The 15,524-nt window shown below is 43.7% G+C and carries 16 protein-coding genes; all 16 read left to right on the top strand.

Annotation, left to right across the window (positions count from 1 at the left end; translation table 11 throughout):
* Nucleotides 1-40 precede the first annotated feature (40 nt).
* The 16 genes from recA to cps4B all read left to right on the top strand — a co-directional run bounded on the left by recA (nt 41) and on the right by cps4B (nt 15,521).
* A complete protein-coding gene (recA, locus tag NML76_RS07660; protein ID WP_003002082.1) occupies nt 41-1,186 on the top strand; it encodes a recombinase RecA in 1,146 nt (381 codons plus the stop codon).
* Nucleotides 1,187-1,273: 87 nt separating this feature from the next.
* The gene (spx, locus tag NML76_RS07655) at nt 1,274-1,672 is read left to right on the top strand and encodes a transcriptional regulator Spx (RefSeq protein ID WP_003009108.1); all 399 of its coding nucleotides are present in this window, start codon (nt 1,274-1,276) and stop codon (nt 1,670-1,672) included.
* 134 nt (nt 1,673-1,806) lie between these two features.
* Nucleotides 1,807-2,403 carry an SP0191 family lipoprotein gene (locus tag NML76_RS07650; RefSeq protein ID WP_045760023.1) on the top strand — a complete coding sequence of 199 codons (597 nt, stop codon included), beginning with the start codon at nt 1,807-1,809 and terminating at the stop codon, nt 2,401-2,403.
* A gap of 124 nt (nt 2,404-2,527) precedes the next feature.
* On the top strand, nt 2,528-2,794 hold the full coding sequence (locus NML76_RS07645) for an IreB family regulatory phosphoprotein (protein ID WP_003002070.1): 267 nt from the start codon (nt 2,528-2,530) through the stop codon (nt 2,792-2,794).
* On the top strand, nt 2,794-3,213 hold the full coding sequence (ruvX, locus tag NML76_RS07640; RefSeq protein WP_023919889.1) for a Holliday junction resolvase RuvX: 420 nt from the start codon (nt 2,794-2,796) through the stop codon (nt 3,211-3,213). Before NML76_RS07645 ends, ruvX begins: the two co-directional genes overlap by 1 nt.
* A 22-nt stretch (nt 3,214-3,235) precedes the next feature.
* Entirely contained in the window at nt 3,236-3,541 is a 306-nt protein-coding gene (locus NML76_RS07635) for a DUF1292 domain-containing protein (protein WP_003001941.1), read from the top strand.
* Nucleotides 3,542-3,698: 157 nt separating this feature from the next.
* Nucleotides 3,699-4,931 (top strand): folylpolyglutamate synthase/dihydrofolate synthase family protein, encoded by a 1,233-nt coding sequence (locus NML76_RS07630; protein WP_254733239.1) that lies wholly within the window; start codon nt 3,699-3,701, stop codon nt 4,929-4,931.
* Between the two features lie 76 nt (nt 4,932-5,007).
* Nucleotides 5,008-5,418: an SP_0198 family lipoprotein gene (locus NML76_RS07625; RefSeq protein WP_049515005.1), complete on the top strand. Its 411-nt coding sequence runs from the start codon at nt 5,008-5,010 to the stop codon at nt 5,416-5,418.
* 276 nt (nt 5,419-5,694) lie between these two features.
* Nucleotides 5,695-7,230: a cardiolipin synthase gene (cls, locus tag NML76_RS07620; RefSeq protein WP_049515846.1), complete on the top strand. Its 1,536-nt coding sequence runs from the start codon at nt 5,695-5,697 to the stop codon at nt 7,228-7,230.
* A 168-nt stretch (nt 7,231-7,398) separates the two neighbouring features.
* Nucleotides 7,399-9,237, top strand: coding sequence for an MFS transporter (locus NML76_RS07615; protein WP_049515848.1), 1,839 nt, complete (start codon nt 7,399-7,401; stop codon nt 9,235-9,237).
* Nucleotides 9,238-9,359: 122 nt separating this feature from the next.
* A complete protein-coding gene (gene nrdD, locus NML76_RS07610) occupies nt 9,360-11,570 on the top strand; it encodes an anaerobic ribonucleoside-triphosphate reductase (protein WP_024055166.1) in 2,211 nt (736 codons plus the stop codon).
* Nucleotides 11,571-11,581: 11 nt separating this feature from the next.
* Complete coding sequence (locus tag NML76_RS07605; RefSeq protein ID WP_024055167.1) at nt 11,582-11,722, top strand: hypothetical protein; 141 nt, start codon at nt 11,582-11,584, stop codon at nt 11,720-11,722.
* A 304-nt stretch (nt 11,723-12,026) separates the two neighbouring features.
* On the top strand, nt 12,027-12,527 hold the full coding sequence (locus tag NML76_RS07600; protein ID WP_024055168.1) for a GNAT family N-acetyltransferase: 501 nt from the start codon (nt 12,027-12,029) through the stop codon (nt 12,525-12,527).
* 4 nt (nt 12,528-12,531) lie between these two features.
* Nucleotides 12,532-13,137: an anaerobic ribonucleoside-triphosphate reductase activating protein gene (nrdG, locus tag NML76_RS07595; protein WP_070594635.1), complete on the top strand. Its 606-nt coding sequence runs from the start codon at nt 12,532-12,534 to the stop codon at nt 13,135-13,137.
* A 186-nt stretch (nt 13,138-13,323) separates the two neighbouring features.
* Nucleotides 13,324-14,793: an LCP family protein gene (locus NML76_RS07590; RefSeq protein ID WP_254733238.1), complete on the top strand. Its 1,470-nt coding sequence runs from the start codon at nt 13,324-13,326 to the stop codon at nt 14,791-14,793.
* On the top strand, nt 14,790-15,521 hold the full coding sequence (gene cps4B / locus NML76_RS07585; RefSeq protein WP_031574381.1) for a capsular polysaccharide biosynthesis protein Cps4B: 732 nt from the start codon (nt 14,790-14,792) through the stop codon (nt 15,519-15,521). Before NML76_RS07590 ends, cps4B begins: the two co-directional genes overlap by 4 nt.
* The last annotated feature ends 3 nt before the right edge of the window (nt 15,522-15,524 follow it).

Genomic DNA, 15,524 nt, shown 5'->3' with positions numbered 1-15,524 from the left:
TGCATGCATTTCCTGTATAGTAAAAACATAGGAGAAAAGAATGGCGAAAAAACAGAAAAAATTAGATGATATCTCTAAGAAATTTGGAGATGAGCGTGAAAAAGCGCTCAATGATGCCCTGAAATTGATCGAAAAAGACTTTGGTAAGGGATCGATCATGCGTTTGGGTGAACGTGCAGAGCAAAAAGTACAAGTCATGAGCTCTGGTTCCTTGGCGCTTGATATTGCCTTGGGTGCTGGTGGTTATCCAAAAGGTCGGATCATCGAAATCTATGGTCCAGAATCATCTGGTAAAACAACCGTTGCCCTCCATGCAGTAGCGCAAGCACAGAAAGAAGGAGGCATTGCTGCCTTTATCGATGCGGAGCATGCCTTGGATCCATCTTATGCAGCAGCTCTTGGGGTCAATATCGACGAACTTCTCTTGTCTCAACCAGACTCAGGGGAACAAGGACTTGAAATTGCTGGTAAATTGATCGACTCTGGTGCGGTAGATTTGGTGGTTGTCGACTCTGTTGCAGCCTTGGTACCTCGTGCGGAAATCGATGGAGATATCGGGGATAGCCACGTTGGTTTGCAAGCTCGGATGATGAGCCAAGCGATGCGTAAGCTTGGAGCTTCGATCAATAAGACCAAGACCATTGCTATCTTTATCAACCAATTGCGTGAAAAAGTTGGGGTCATGTTTGGGAACCCTGAAACCACACCTGGTGGTCGTGCCCTGAAATTCTATGCTTCGGTTCGTTTAGATGTCCGTGGAAACACTCAAATCAAGGGGACTGGGGACCAAAAAGATACCAACGTTGGTAAGGAAACCAAGATCAAGGTTGTGAAGAACAAGGTAGCTCCACCGTTCAAAGAAGCCATGGTCGAAATCATGTACGGGGAAGGAATTTCACGTACAGGTGAATTGGTGAAGATTGCAACAGATTTGGATATCATCCAAAAAGCGGGTGCGTGGTACTCCTATAATGGCGAAAAAATTGGTCAAGGATCTGAAAATGCTAAGAAATTCTTGGCTGACCACCCAGAAATTTTTGACGAAATCGACCACAAGGTTCGGGTTCATTTTGGTTTGATCGAAGAAGACGAAGCAGTGAAAACCCTTGATAAAACTGAAGAAGCAGCTCCTGTCGTAGAAGAAGTAACTCTAGATTTAGATGACGCGATTGAAATTGAAGATTAATTTTTTTCAAAATAGGTCGCTAGACTGATGGTTTTTGTGTTATAATTTAATACGATAGTATTATCGTGTAGCGAAAGGAGTGCATGCATGATTAAAATTTATACAGTGTCAAGTTGCACCAGCTGTAAAAAAGCAAAGACTTGGCTCAACGCTCACCAGCTAACTTATAAAGAACAAAACCTCGGTAAGGAAGGGATCACCAAAGAAGAATTATTGGATATCCTTACAAAGACTGAAAATGGAGTGGCAAGTATTGTCTCTTCAAAAAATCGATACGCTAAAAATCTAGGAGTGGACATCGAAGACTTGAGTGTCAATGAAGTCATTGACATCATCATGGAAACACCTCGTATTCTTAAAAGTCCGATCTTGGTAGATGACAAACGTCTCCAAGTGGGCTACAAAGAAGACGATATTCGTGCCTTCTTGCCACGATCAGTTCGAAATGTAGAAAATGCAGAAGCGCGGATGCGTGCAGCTCTTTAAAGCGAATGAAAATCAGAAACAATTGTTTCTGATTTTTTCTTGTTAAAAAACGGAATGAAAAGAAGTTTACTGCGCCATTTTACGAAATCTATGATACAATATTTTAGAAAACAATAACTAGTAAGGAATGGAAAATGAAAAGGAAAATCTTCTTATTGGGTGCGCTTGTATTGTGTTTGACTGGATGCGGTCAAAAAAAACAAGCGAAAACGCCAAATTCAAGTGAGCAAAAGGCAATCCAAGCAAAAGCAGAGCAGCTACAAAAGGATAATAAGAGTATTCTGCAAAAAGCTGAAGAAAATAAGGTCATCACTAGAACCTTTGTCTTTCCAAAAGATGATAAGGGGACACAACAGACGCAAATTGTCACCTATGTGGGGAACACCTTTAAAAAATTGGAGACCATCAATGTGACGGCAACCGATGAGGAGTTGAAAAAAGGGATCCAACAGGTTGGAATAGAGGAAGCGCAAAAGCAATTGAGAGAATCCTTTAACAAGGACGATGCCTTTAAGGAAGCTTTGACAGTGCCAGGTTTCACAGCTGATTTAACCTTGGAAAATGAGAATGAATACAAGGTAACCATCACCTATGACTTTGAAGCGATGGATGTGAAGAAAGCCGAAGGCATGACTTACTTCAAAAACAATCACTTACCGGAGTTGTTGAAGCTGACACCGAGTCAATTTGCGGACAACCTCATCAATGCTGGAGCGAGTGAGCAAAAATAAAAAAACAGTTTAGCTAAAATAGCTCAAAAATGCTTGAAAAAGCCGTAAAATCAAGGGCTTGGCCGTTGTGGAAAACTCTTAATTATGGTATAATAGTAATATTCTAAGGAAAGAGGGTGTTCTTGTGGGATTTACAGATGAAACAGTACGTTTTAATCTTGATGATTCAAATCGTAAGGAAATTAGCGAGACCTTGAAAGATGTTTACTTGTCGCTGGATGAAAAAGGCTACAATCCAATTAATCAAATCGTAGGATACGTACTCAGTGGTGATCCTGCCTATGTACCTCGTTATAATAATGCACGGAACCAAATTCGTAAATATGAACGAGATGAGATCGTGGAAGAATTGGTACGTTATTATTTGAAAGGGCAAGGAATAGACCTCTAATGAGAATTATGGGATTGGATGTTGGTTCAAAGACCGTCGGGGTTGCTGTGAGTGATCCTCTCGGTTTTACAGCTCAGGGTCTTGAAATCATCCAAATCGATGAAGACAAAAAAGAATTCGGTTTGGAGCGCTTGGCCGAATTAGTGGCTCAATACAAGGTAGACCGTTTTGTTGTGGGCTTGCCGAAAAACATGAACAACACAAGCGGACCGCGTGTGGAAGCCAGTCAGGCTTATGGCGCAATGATTGCTGAAAAGTTTGGGTTGCCAGTCGACTACCAAGATGAACGGTTGACAACAGTTGCTGCAGAGCGGATGTTGATTGAGCAAGCAGATATTAGCCGTAGCAAACGCAAAAAAGTTATTGATAAGTTAGCGGCGCAGCTTATTTTACAAAATTATTTAGATCGCAATTTTTAGAAAGAAAACGAGGAAGAATAGTATGGCACATGATCATAACCACGACCATGAAGAACGTGAATTAATCACATTGGTGGACGAACAAGGAAATGAAACCTTGTTTGAAATTCTTTTGACCATTGATGGCAAAGAAGAATTTGGGAAAAACTATGTCCTTTTGATCCCTGCAAATGCAGAAGAAGATGAAAACGGCGAAGTTGAAATCCAAGCTTATTCATTTACAGAAAACGAAGACGGAACAGAAGGCGACCTTCAACCAATCCCAGAAGACTCAGATGCAGAATGGGATATGATCGAAGAAGTCTTCAACAGCTTTATGGAGGAGTAAAAACATCCAGTGGATGTTTTTACCTCAACTCCTAGAAACTAGAAAGAGTTGGTAAGTCCGATGGACTTGCTGTAAAAATGAGAAAGAAATAACTACGAAAGAAAGGAGCGCAAACGTCAGAAGAGGTTTTGTCGCTTTTTTCTTTTAGGAGGAAGATGTGAATAAGATTGAGCAATGGATGAATAGTCGGATCGGTCTGAATTTTCGATCGGGACTGGATCGTATGGAGCAGGCAGTGAGCCTTTTAGGGAGGCCGGATAAGGCTTATCCGATCCTTCATGTGACAGGAACCAATGGGAAGGGATCCACAATCGCCTTTCTGCGTCAATTATTGATGGCTCACGGAAAGAAAGTTGGGACCTTTACTTCTCCTCATATGATCAGTATCCATGACCGGATTTGTATTGGGGATCGGCCGATTTCAGATGAAGATTTTACTCGGATTGGCCAAGAAGTCCAACAAATGGAGCAGACCTTACTTCAAACCCAAGACCAACTCTCTTATTTTGAGATTATCTGCCTCATGGCCCTCTTGTATTTTAAGGAACAAGCAGTGGACGTGGTCTTATTGGAAGTTGGCATCGGAGGGTTACTAGATACCACCAATGTAGTGACAGGAGAAATCGCAGTGATCACTTCGGTTGGCCTCGATCACCAGGAAACACTGGGAGGGACGATTGCGGAAATCGCCCAGCAAAAGGCAGGGATCTTTAAGAAGGGCAAGAAAGCTGTGGTGGGTCCCTTGTCGGATGATGCTATAGCTGTTTGTCAAGAAAAAGCGGAGCAATTGGCTGTGGCTCTCCACGCCTTCCAGAAAGATTTTGGCATAGAGCAGGATCGCTTTTGGAATGAAAGCGTGGAACTTGTCTTGCCGTCTCTAAGCTTGAAGGGTGATTACCAACGGGAAAATGCTGCAGTAGCTCTGGAGGCCTTTTTCCTCTATATGGAGGGCCTAGATCAAGAAGTGGATATAGATCAGGTCAAGCACGCCTTGCAAGAGACGCGGTGGCCGGGACGTCTAGAGTTGTTTGGTGACCAGGTGTATCTGGATGGCGCCCATAATCCACATGCTATGTTGCGCTTGATCGAGTTTGCCAATAGCTTAGCAGGAAAGCGCGTGAAGATTTTATTTGGAGCCCTCAAGCGAAAAGATTATAGCGGGATGCTCCAAACGCTTCAAGCGGGATTGCCGGAAGCTGAATTGATTTTGACGACCTTCCATTACGGGGAAGTGGTGGCACAAGGCGACCGACAAGACCTGCCCTATGTAGCTGACTACAAGGCCTATATCAAAGAATTTATGGATCAGAGTCCTTCAGATGAAGTCTTATTTGTGACAGGATCCTTGTATTTTATTGCGGAAGTAAGGGCATTTTTATTAGAGGGGTAAACAATTGACCTAAAGACTTTCTTGGCGTATACTGGTGGTAGATGGTATACGGTTATGGCGAAAGGAGTCGATCTTAATGAAAAAAATCATGTCTATAATGACCTTGGCAGTAGCCCTTTTCCTGACTGCTTGTAGCCAGCAAGAAAAAGCGACACAGACTTCGAGCAAACAGACGTCTGCTTCATCACAGACTGTGACGTCAGCGAGTGAAGAACAGAAAGAAGGGGTGTCCATAGATGGCAGTTATCGTGGACAGGACGAGGAAAATACGATCCTCTTGGTGGTGACGGGTCGAAAAGGCACGTTTACGGTGCAAGATGCTGATGGAGAAGAAGAGGCCAAAGAGGTTAGTATTGATCCGGTCAATCAATCCATGCGTATCGGAGATGAGCCTTATCGCTATCGGATCGAAGGAAATCAGTTGTCGCTAGAAGACTTGGAACAAGCAGAGGATGATCAAGGAATTATTGTCCTGACCAAGCAATAAGGGACGAGACAAGAGAGAGTGGGACAGAAATCGGTAATTCGTTAGAATTCGATTTCGTCGTCCTACCTCCGCAAAGTTGAGTAGGGTTGAAAAAGCTGACGAAATCAGCGTAGTAGAGCCCACTCAACCACTGCGTCTTGCTCGACAATCCAAAAATAATTGAGAGGCTAGGACTTTTGTCCCACTCTCTTTTTGTTTGTCTAGAAGGGGCTTGGTTGGTCGTTGCAACGGGTAAAAAGAATTGGTATACTAGTAGAAAGAAAAAAGGAGGATGCTGTGACCTTTAGAAAATTACGTCTATTAATGTCCAAATATGGATTTAGTATTTTGTTTATGGGCTTTGAACTATGGGCATCCTTTGCGGCCTTCTTCTGGCTCAATAGATGGTTCCCTCATTGGCTATCTGTTGCAGTCATTGGGCTCTTATATGTGTCGACAATCTTAGCTATTGTTAATCGAAATACCCCGCCTGAAAATAAGGTGACCTGGCTCTTGATTGCCGTCATTCCTGTCTTTGGATCGCTTTTATACCTCATGTTTGGAGAGCGACGTTTGTCCAAAAAGGAAATGATCCAGCTGAAAAATATGGAGTCCATGAAGTTTCGAGAGGACAATAGTCATCAGTTGCGTAAGGAGCTCAAGCAAGAAAGCAAGGCGGTTTATGGCTTGGTCAAGTCGATTTTATCCATGGATCACAATGCGGATCTCTACAATGGGACGGCATCAACCTTTTACCCTCTAGGGGAGGAGATGTATGAGCAACTACTAGAGGATCTGAGAGCGGCGAAAAAATTTATCTTCATCGAGTTTTACATCATTGATGAGGGCTTGATGTGGAACAGTATCCTAGAGATTTTAGAGCAGAAAGTGAAAGAGGGGGTCGAAGTCAAACTCCTTTATGACGACATCGGCTGTATGGCAACCTTGGCTGGGAACTATACCAAACGATTGCGAAAGATGGGGATTGATGCCCATAAGTTTAACAAGGTGATCCCCCGTCTAACAGTGGCTTATAACAACCGAGACCACCGTAAGATCTTGGTCATTGATGGCCAGATCGGCTATACGGGTGGTGTCAATTTGGCAGACGAGTACATCAACCACATTGAGCGGTTTGGTCACTGGAAGGACAGTGCCATTCGTTTAGATGGACGAGCTGTTAAGGCCTTAACGCGACTCTTCCTCATGAACTGGTACATCAACCGTGGGGAAATCGAGGATTTTGACCGCTACCATATTGAAAATAAGGCGGTCGAAGGAGAAGGGCTCTACATTCCCTATGGGAGTGGACCAAAACCGATTTACAAGTCGCAGGTTGGAAAGACAGTCTATCAAAATATGATTAACCAGGCGACGGATTACGTCTATATCACGACTCCTTACTTGATCATCGATTATGATTTGACAGAAGATATCCGCAATGCGGCCCTTCGTGGGGTGGATGTTCGCATCGTGACCCCGTATATTCCGGATAAAAAATTGATCCAAATCGTAACCCGTGGGGCATACTTGGATCTGATGGACGCTGGTGTGAAAATCTATGAGTACACACCTGGTTTTGTCCACAGTAAGCAAGTTCTTGCCGATGATGAAATGGCGGTTGTAGGGTCGATTAACTTTGATTACCGCAGTTTGGTCCATCACTATGAAAATGCTGTCTGGATGTATCGGACGCCTGCCTTGAAAAAGATTCGTGAGGACTTTGACCATATCTTTGAAGTGTCTCAAGAAATTACAGAGGATACCTTCCGCTTTACATGGCACCAAAGCTTAATCAAGGAAATTATGCAATTGTTCGCACCGATGTTGTAAATGTATAAAAACGAAAATCAGAGTCAGGAATCGAGATGCCTGACTCTTTTTCCATAGGACTATGTGGCAAGAGGCTGACATGGTCGGCAGAATTTGGTATACTAGAGAAGATAATGGGCTTTTTTCTAAAAGGAAAGAGCAGAGGAATAGCGAAGAAAAGGAAAAAGAATGAGCGAAAAAGAGCAAGAAATGACTTCGAAAAAGTTAGGGCTTCACGTGGGAGACAGTTTTCAGGATACACGTGAAATTCGCGAAGTGCTAGATAAATCAGTCTTTCGTGAAGAAGAGCCGACTCATAGCCAGCAGGCAGAAGTCTTGGAGGAGCCGGTTGCAATGGAGGCATCAGAGGAAATTAGTGATGCCAAGCCAGAAGCAGTAGCAGAACCTACACAAGAATCTGAACAGGAAGCGGAGCAAACGCTCAGTCGGATGAGTCGTCGTTCGCGTAAGGCGGGAGTTGAAGCGGCAAAAGCGGAAGCATCTAAGGTAGAAGAGAATACGGAAGAGCTAGAAGCAGATGTGGCAGTTGAGCCGATCCGTCGTCAATCCAAGCGTCCAGTGCCCCTAGCGATTCCTTTTGTGTTGAGTCTCTTGATTAGTTTACTGCATGTCGGGGTGCCATTTTTAACCCGTTTTGCAACCAATCAACAATCTCAAAACTTGTATGCTGGCTGGGCAATGACCAAGGGTCAAGTACCGTTTGGTGATTTTTACGGAACCAATGGTCTGCTCTATTATGCAATCAACTGGTTGGGAAGTTTAGCTGGTGGACATTGGATCTTGATGATCCTTCAAGCGATTGCCCTCTTCTTTGCGGGGACTTACCTCTATCGGGTTGTGCGCTTGCTGGTGTCTGATAAAGATACAGCGAAGAATGTCCAGTTACTCTTTTATTTCTTGGTGTTAGGCCTTGGTTTTGGAGGGACTTATGTGACTCTCTTTAGCCTTCCAATCCTATTTGCCAGCATGAATTTCATTTTGGCTTATTTGATTGGGCATCGTAAGGATGAAGGCTTTATCCTTTATGGTGCGATTGCAGCTGTGGCTTTCCTGATTGATCCGATGACCAGTGCCTTGTTTTATTTGTTGGCCTTCCTTGGATTAACAGCCTTTAACATCAAGCAGAAGAGATGGGCGCGTGGCTTTTATCAACTGCTAGCAGCTCTCCTTGGTTTTTCACTCGTCTTTTATCCAATTGGCTATATCACCGTTTTGAATCAGACTTTTGGCTATGCCATTAACCAAGTAACCTATGTCTTTAATGCCTTGAATTTTAGCAATGGACAGACCTTCAGTAATGCCATTTATTATGGACTGTTGGCGCTGGCCTTTGGTCTGGTCTCTGCCTTTTTGATGTCCTTTACGAAGCAAAATAGCAGTGCTCGCCGGATCTTCCGCTTTATGGGATGGGCAGGTAGCCTGGTAGTCCTCATCGTGTCTATTGGTCTTCCGGAGCAAGGCGCTTACCAATTGTTGCCAATGTTGCCATTTGTTCTTCCTTTGTTTGCGATCTGGTTCTCACGAGATGGGGAAGAAAACGATGGGATCGAACGTCGTGGTCGGAAGAAGAAAAACAAGGAAGTTTGGGCCGCTTACTTTACAAGCCAAGTTTTCTTACCGCTAGTAGCCCTTGTCTATCTGTTGGCGAATCCGGTGGTTCAAGATGTTGTGCTTCAGTCTGGTCAATCCAGTGAACGGAGCGCTATTGCCAGCTACATTAAAAATCACACCAAGTCGAAAGATACCATTTATGCTTGGGATGCGACAGCTACTCTCTATCAAGAAAGTGATCGTTTGGCAGCTTCTGCCTTATTGACCCCAATGTCTTATCTGGGAATTAATGAAAATCGGACCAATGTGATCCAACAAATCGATCGGTCTGAACCGAAGTATATTGTGGTCAACAATCAGGTGGAGTTGACCTCCAATATGAAGGACTTGCTCAAAGAAAATTATCGTCTGGTTGAGAAGAAATACCGTCATTTCAAACTCTATCAACGCTCTTAAGAAAATCAATATCTTGTGTTTTAGAAAGTTTTTTAGAATTTTCACCACAAGATATTGATTTTTATTTTTGGAGTGGTATAATACAACTTGTATGTAAATAAATGAAGAGAGGCATGTTTGGTATGATCACCTTGAGAGAAGAAAAACTGAGAATGGCCCCGGATATTTTTGTTGAAAAACGAGATGGCCGTCGTGTTCAATTCGATGTTGAAAAAATTTATAAAGCCTTGTTGAAGGCGACAGAAGAAGTGACTTCTCTCACTCCAGTGATGGAAGCCAAACTAGAAGCCATTGTCGATCGTGTGATCGCAGAGATCTTGGAACGTTTTCCAAATGGCGTGAAGATCTATGAGATCCAAAACGTTGTTGAACATGAATTGCTTCAAGCCAACGAATATGCGATTGCTGAGAGCTACATTACTTATCGGACTCAGCGGGATTTTGAGCGCTCAAAAGCGACGGATATCAACTTTACGATTGGAAAACTCCTCAACAAGGACCAAGCGGTTGTCAATGAAAATGCCAATAAGGACAGCGATGTCTTTAATACGCAACGGGATTTGACGGCGGGGATCGTTGGTAAGTCTATTGGTCTTAAAATGTTGCCTAAACACGTAGCCAATGCCCACCAAAAAGGGGATATCCACTACCATGATTTGGACTATAGCCCTTATACACCGATGACCAACTGCTGTTTGATCGATTTTGAAGGCATGCTCAGAAATGGCTTTAAGATTGGGAATGCAGAAGTAGAAAGTCCTAAGTCTATCCAAACTGCAACGGCTCAAATCTCGCAGATTATTGCCAATGTAGCTTCTAGTCAGTACGGGGGGTGCTCAGCTGACCGGATCGATGAGGTCCTGGCCCCTTATGCAGAAAAGAACTACCAAAAACACTTGGCAGATGCCAAAGAGTGGGTGCTTCCTGAAAAGCAGGAGGACTATGCTTGGAGCAAGACTCAAAAAGATATCTATGATGCCATGCAATCGCTGGAATATGAGATCAATACCCTCTTTACCTCAAACGGACAAACTCCCTTTACTTCGCTTGGTTTTGGTCTTGGGACCAATCGCTTCGAGCGGGAAATCCAAAAGGCGATTTTGGAAATCAGAATCAAGGGACTTGGATCGGAACATCGGACCGCTATCTTTCCAAAACTGATCTTTACCCTTAAGCGGGGGCTCAACCTAGAACTTGGAACTCCTAACTATGATATCAAGCAATTGGCCTTGGAATGTGCAACGAAGCGTATGTATCCAGACGTTTTGTCTTATGACAAGATTGTCGAGTTGACAGGCTCCTTCAAGGTGCCGATGGGATGTCGCTCTTTCCTTCAAGGTTGGAAGGACGAGAATGGTGTGGAAGTTAATTCTGGCCGGATGAACCTAGGGGTTGTGACAGTCAATTTACCTCGGATTGCCTTGGAATCAGGCGGAGACAAGGAGAAGTTCTGGCAAATCTTTAATGAACGGATGAACATCGCTGAAGATGCCTTGGTTTACCGGGTGGAACGCACCAAAGAAGCGACACCAGCTAATGCGCCGATTCTCTACCAATATGGGGCTTTCGGAAAACGCTTGGGCAAGTATGACCAGGTAGATCAGCTCTTCCGTCATCGCAGAGCAACTGTTTCTCTGGGCTATATCGGACTCTATGAAGTCGCAACCGTCTTTTATGGTCCAAATTGGGAACACAATTCAGAAGCCAAACAATTCACGATCGATATTATCAAGGATATGAAAGCGCGTGTGGAAGAATGGTCTGACCAGTATGATTACCACTTCTCTATCTATTCGACTCCGTCAGAAAGCTTGACAGACCGCTTCTGTCGCCTAGATACGGAGAAATTTGGTAAGGTTCCGGATATCACAGACAAGGAATACTACACCAATAGTTTCCACTACGATGTTCGTAAGAACCCAACGCCATTTGAGAAGTTGGATTTTGAGAAAGTTTATCCTGAAGCAGGTGCGTCTGGTGGCTTTATCCACTATTGTGAATACCCTGTGCTCCAACAAAATCCAAAAGCCCTTGAAGCGGTTTGGGATTATGCCTATGACCGGGTCGGTTATCTCGGAACCAATACGCCGATTGACCGTTGTTACAAGTGTGATTTTGAAGGAGATTTCACGCCGACTGAGCGCGGATTTGCTTGTCCAAACTGTGGTAATAGCGATCCGAAAACGGTTGATGTGGTCAAACGGACCTGTGGTTATCTAGGAAACCCGCAAGCTCGTCCCATGGTCAATGGCCGTCATAAGGAAATCGCTGCACGGGTCAAACACATGAATGGATCCACTATCAAATCAGCTGGACACCAAGTGACAGATTAGAAAAGGACATTATGGGAAAATACCAATTAGATGATAAAGGCAAGGCTCAGGTTCAACGATTCCACGAGAAGCATTCAAAGGGTGGAATCAATAAAAAAGACCGAGTAGCCAGCCTGAGAGAACAATTTCTAAAAAAGGCTAAGAAAAAATAAAAGTGAGAGTTCTCGCTTCATATTGAAGATGAAATTCTCTTTTGAGACTTTCCTTGGGTGGGTACGGACGTCAGCGAACTTCGAAGAAGTTCCATGACTAATTATTGAGCCTAGGGTCTCAATAATTCCGGATGCCTGAAACTTGTTAGTTTCAGGCATTTTTCCCACGGGATTCTAAAAAAAGTTTAATAAATAAGCGTCACCTTATTGATTCAGTATTTATTAACTCATTTTATTAAAAATGATTGTTTATGTTGTGAAGTGAGAGTCCGCTCTCGCTTTTCTCGTATGGGGGGAGGTAAAGATGGAACTACGTAGACCAACTTTAGCAGATAAAGAAACCATTCTAAGCATGGTGGCAGAGTTCGAAGAGACCCAATCGGCTCATGACGGCGGCTTTTGGGATGCTGAAGCTTTTGTTTACGAAGCCTGGTTGGAAAGTAATCGTGACATGGAAATGGGGCTAGGAATTCCGGAAGGTTGGGTTCCTGCTGTTCAGTTAGTCGCTTTTGCAAGAGACGGTCAAGCGGTTGGCTTTCTCAATCTCCGCTTGCGCCTGAGTGCATATCTCCTGGAGGAGGGTGGCCACATTGGCTACTCCATCCGTCCCTCTGAAAGGGGCAAGGGCTATGCAAAAGAAGCTCTTCATCAAGGTCTGCAAGTGGCTAAAGAAAAGAACATTCATCGTGCTCTGGTGACTTGTAGCACGGAAAATCCTGCCAGCCGAGCTGTTATTTTAGCTAATGGCGGTCAATTTGAAGATGTTCGTAATGGAACGGAGCGGTATTGGATAGAGGTGGACTAGAAGGATGACATGGAATACACCAAAACCAGGAGAGTGGAAGAGTGAGGAGCTGAGTAAAGGGCGAATCATCGATTACAAGGCTTTTAACTTTGTCGATGGCGAAGGAGTGCGCAACTCCCTTTATGTGGCTGGCTGTATGTTTCACTGTGAGGGTTGTTACAATGTAGCGACCTGGTCTTTCAATGCTGGTATTCCCTATACCAAGGAGTTAGAAGAGCAGATCATGGCCGATCTGGCCCAACCCTATGTTCAAGGCTTAACCTTGCTAGGAGGAGAGCCATTTCTTAATACAGGTATTCTTTTACCCCTTGTAAAACGTATTCGGAAAGAATTGCCGGAAAAAGACATCTGGTCATGGACAGGCTACACTTGGGAAGAAATGATGTTAGAAACGCCTGATAAACTGGAGCTCTTGTCGCTGATTGATATCCTGGTCGATGGACGCTATGATAAAAGCAAACGCAACCTCATGTTGCAGTTCCGTGGGTCTTCCAACCAGCGGATTATTGATGTTCAAAAATCATTGAAAGAAGGAAAGGTTGTCATCTGGGACAAGCTCAATGATGGCAAGGAAAGTTTTGAGCAAGTCAAGCGGGATGATCTTTTGTAGGATCTTCAAAAACCGGGTGTTTCACCCGGTTTTTTGGATTCTCTGCATAAGTATACAAGGGATTTTGCTTGTTTCAGAAAGCGCTTACTTTCCAAGTGTCCATAATGGACAAAAAAGTGATAATTAATGCATTTTTTGCTAAAAATATGTTACAATAAATATAATTAGGACTAATTGGAGGTATTTATGTCACAAAAGAGACGGAGTCGTCGTTCAGAGCATAAGTGGGGGCAATTGCGAATCGTTAATTCCGTATTGCTTATTTTTTTGCTTATGACCGCGAGTTGGGCGACCTATACCATGTTGGCCAATAACATCTTGGCTTTTCGCTATGTTAATGTTCTCGTGATGGTACTACTAGCTGTTCTCTTGCTCTTGTCAGCTTGGTTTGTGATCAAAAATCAGGCCAAAAAGACAACTTTGGTCCTGCTTCTTGTCGGCTTATTGGCTAGTTCAGGAGTTTTGTTTGCTAGTCAACAGCTGCTAAATCTGACGAGTAATGTCAATGGCCATTCTAACTATACAGAGTTTGAGATGGCTGTCTATGTCAAGAAAGACAGTGACATCAAAGACATCAAAGAAATCAAGGAAGTGGTGGCACCAAAGGGCAACAATAATGAAGCCAATCTCACGGTCCTCTTGGACAATATCAAAAAGACCAAGGGTCAGGAAATTTCTGTAGTGGATGCACCGACTTATCTAGATGCCTATAAGAGCCTGCAAGAAGGGAATGCTTCTGCCATGGTGCTCAACAGTACCTTTGAAGATACTATCGCTGCTGAAGATGCCGACTATGCGAAGAAGTTGAAGAAAATCTATTCCTACAAGATCCGAAAAGAAGTGGCAGCGACGAGCAAGGTATCTGCCAATGCGGATGTCTTTAACATCTATGTCAGCGGGATCGATACCTATGGGCCGGTAACCTCGGTTTCTCGTTCAGATGTCAATATCATCATGACCGTCAATCGGAAGACCAAGCAAGTCCTATTGACAACGACACCACGGGATGCCTATGTACCGATTGCAGATGGTGGTAACAACCAAAATGATAAGTTGACCCACGCGGGGATCTACGGAGTGGATGCTTCGATCCATACTCTTGAGAATCTCTATGATATCAAGCTCAACTATTATGTTCGTCTCAATTTCACCTCCTTCCTCAAGTTGATTGACCTTCTAGGGGGAATCGATGTGGAAAATGACCAAGAATTCACGAGTCTTCATGGCAAGTTCCATTTCCCAGTTGGAAAGGTTCATTTGAATTCAGAGCAAGCCCTCGGTTTTGTCCGAGAACGCTACTCTCTTCAAGGTGGCGACAATGACCGTGGGAAAAACCAAGAAAAAGTCATTGCGGCCATTATCAAAAAGTTGACCTCTACCAAGGTCTTAAGCAACTACAATGAGATTATCGGAAACCTCCAAGATTCTGTCCAAACCAATATGCAGTTGCCGACTATGATGAACTTGATCAATACCCAGTTAGAAACGGGTGGTTCTTATGAGGTGACTTCTCAAGCGATCACCGGTCAAGGACGAAATGACTTGCCGTCTTATGCTATGCCTGGTTACAACCTCTATGTCATGGAGTTGGATCAAGCCAGCTTGACCAAGGCTAAGGAAACCATTCAAAAAGTAATGGAAGGAAAAGAAAAATGATTGATATCCACTCGCACATCGTCTTTGATGTGGATGATGGACCAAAGACAAGAGAAGATACGCGTGCCTTATTGGAAGAAAGCTATCGCCAAGGGGTACGGACCATTATCTCCACTTCTCATCGTCGCAAGGGAATGTTTGAAACTCCCGAAGAAAAGATTTCTGAAAATTTTCAAGAAGTGAAAAAAATTGCGGCAGAGGTCGCGCCAGATTTAACGATTCATTACGGGGCAGAGATCTACTTTACTAATGATGTCTTGAAAAAACTGGAAGAAAAGATCATTCCACGTTTGGCAGATACGCGCTTTGCTCTGATTGAATTCAGCATGGGAACGCCTTACAAGGAGATTCATACGGCCTTGGACCGTTTGCTCCATCTAGGTGTGACACCGGTGGTGGCCCATATCGAGCGCTACAAGTGCTTGGAGAAAAATGAGGAGCGCGTGCAAGAGATGATTGACATGGGCTGCTACATGCAGATTAATAGTTCCAGTGTTCTCAAGCCTCGCCTCTTTGGGGATGAACAAAAACAACTGAAAAAACGAGCTCGGTACTTCTTAGAAAAAGACTTGGTACACTTTGTGGCCAGTGATATGCACAATGTAGATAAACGGCCGCCTTATATGGCAGAAGCCTATCGCTTGATCAAGGAAGAATACGGAGAACAACGAGCACAAGCTCTCTTTGTCAGCAATCAAGAACTCTTGTTAGCGGATGAATTAATCTAACTA

Origin of the sequence: Streptococcus sp. CF8_Ac1-9 (assembly GCF_024295565.1) — a bacterium.
Classification (GTDB): domain Bacteria; phylum Bacillota; class Bacilli; order Lactobacillales; family Streptococcaceae; genus Streptococcus; species Streptococcus parasanguinis_X.
Note: the sequence above shows the minus strand (reverse complement) of the source record. Positions and strands in the feature narration are given on the sequence as shown.